A 2,225-nucleotide genomic window follows, 5' to 3' on the forward strand; every position below is an offset into this window, starting at 1 on the left:
CTCACGGCCCAAACATCAAGCGGCGTCGGCGGACAGCCCCTGTACCGATTTTCACGCCCGCGGGGCGTCACCGCAGGTGAACGGTCGACTCCTATTCAGGTGGGAGGGGCGCGCGCCTCTCGCGCGCAGTGCAGGTCGATGGGCCGGGTGTGACGTCAGCCGGGCATCCGGTTGAATCTGCGGATCTGCTTGCCGAAGATCCCGGCGGGGACGAGGCGTCGCGCGGTGGTGATGCGCGAGGCGAGCGGTCCAGCGGTGTAGCGCAGCTTCGGCTTCGGGGCGGTGGCCGCCGTGACGATCTCCTTGGCGACGACGGCGGGGTCGTCGCCGGCCTTCATCGCCTCAGCGACCACTTCGTCGAAGACACGCCGCCGCTCCGCATACAGCGGCAGCGGTGTGTCGGGCTGTACGGCCTTGGCATCGAAGGCGGTCCGGGTGTAGCCGGGCTCGACGAGCAGGACGCGGACGCCGTGCTCGCGTACCTCGTGGTCCACGGACTCGGAGTAGCCCTCGACGGCGTGCTTCGCGGCGACGTAGAGGGCCATGTAGGGCTGCGGGATGACGCCGAGGACGGACGAGAGGTTGACGATGCGTCCACGGCCCTGGGCGCGCATGTGCGGCAGGACGGCCTTCGTCATGCGGACGAGACCGAAGAAGTTGAGGTTGAAGAGGCTCTGGGCCTGGGCGACGGAGTTCTCCTCGGCGGCGCCGGCCGAGCCCAGACCGGCGTTGTTGACGAGGACGTCGATCCGTCCGAACCGTTCGATCACTTCCTGGACGACGGCGGTGACGGATTCGTCACTGGTCACGTCGAGGTCGAGGAAGGTCACACCGGCGGGCGGGGTGAGTCCCGAGGTGTTCCGTCCGGTTCCGATCACCTCGAACCCGGCGGTGACGAAGGCGCGAGCGGTTGTGTTGCCGATCCCCGATGACGCCCCCGTCACGAGTGCTACCGGCCGTTGTGTCGCCATGACGGACTCCCCGAGTAATTGAATTACGATCGTTTGGCTTACGGTCATAATGCTATGGCGGTGTGGGGCGGATGGCAAGGAGCGGCCCCGGCGGCCGCATGGCCGAGAACCTCCGGCTTGGCGTGGGTCGTCGGGGACGGCCTGCAAGGCCACTCCGAAGGCGCCGAGTGCCACGCCGTGATCGCAGCCTGCGCGGTAAGCACCATCCCGCCGTCCTGACTGTGCCGGCGCGGCCGGGGGCGGCACTGCTTCGGCCGCTTGTGGCGGCAGCGACAGGGGTGTCGGCCCAGAGGGCGCGTGTGAGGTCCTCGCCGCGGATGAGGTCGGGGTACTGCTGGCCGTAGGAGGCCCACAGGTCCAGCGCCTCATCGAGGAGCCGTGCCCGGTCGGCCAGCGGCATCCGCTCGACGGCCGCCGACAGCCTTCGGAAGTTGCCCCCGGCCGCGTGGGCATGCTCGACGAGAGGGAGGAACACCTCACAGGGCATCGCCGCAAAGTCCCCGGCGTCGGCACCGCGGGACGCGTGCAGACCGAAGACGGCGCCGGCCGTCACCGCCAGCACGATCGGATCCGCATCGAGGATCTTCGCCGACAGGGAGCGCCGGCACGGCGCGCACTCCTCGATGCAGGCGCCGATCAGTGCAGCCGCGGCCCGCATGTCCGGCGCGGACTCCGCTCCCCACCGGCGCGGATCAGTGGGCCGGAGGTCCGTGCTGGAGGGACCGCTGTCGTGGACGTGGAGGGTTCCGGCGTTGGCCGCGGCGAAGCCAGCACCCTGGCGCCGGCTGGCTCTTCTGGCTCGGCTCTTACTGCCGCGGCTCTTGGCCATACAGCTCTCGCAACTTCCCGCGCCCGGCCCCATGATCCGATGCGCGCGACGAAGAGCAGCATGCGGAAGGCACAACGGCCGTGCGGCCGCTGGAAGTCGAACCATCGCTTCACACTGATGCTCAAGGGCCGGACCCTTGCTGGGGTTCGCGGGCACCTTCGCCGTGGTGCGCACAGGTCATGGGCCAGGGAGCGGGCTTGGGCCGATGGTCGGCCGCTGCCCGTGCGCGATCAGGTCCGAGGGCTGGTCCATCGAAGACATCTCCTGATCGGCGGTACGCGCGCTTGTCTCAGTAGAGCGAAAGGAGCGCTCTGCCGATACTCCTCAGAAGTTGACTTCCTCCCCCTCCTGAAGGAGGGGGATTCCTACGGCTTGCGCCGTGGGGTTTCCTGCTTCGTCGCCGACTGCCCGCCCGGAGTGCTCCG

General features: G+C 69.2%; 1 protein-coding gene. It reads right to left on the reverse strand.

Going from position 1 to position 2,225, the window contains the following annotated elements; genetic code table 11:
- Nucleotides 1-155: 155 nt before the first annotated feature.
- Entirely contained in the window at nucleotides 156-971 is an 816-nt protein-coding gene (locus tag ACWD68_RS41750) for an oxidoreductase (protein ID WP_451811696.1), read from the reverse strand.
- Between the last annotated feature and the right edge of the window lie 1,254 nt (nucleotides 972-2,225).

The organism is Streptomyces sp. NPDC005141 (assembly GCF_053599975.1).

Bases quoted from the DNA above. Each gene is read 5' to 3' on its own strand.
- ACWD68_RS41750 (WP_451811696.1), bottom strand. From the start codon at position 971: ATGGCGACACAACGGCCGGTAGCACTCGTGACGGGGGCGTCATCGGGG.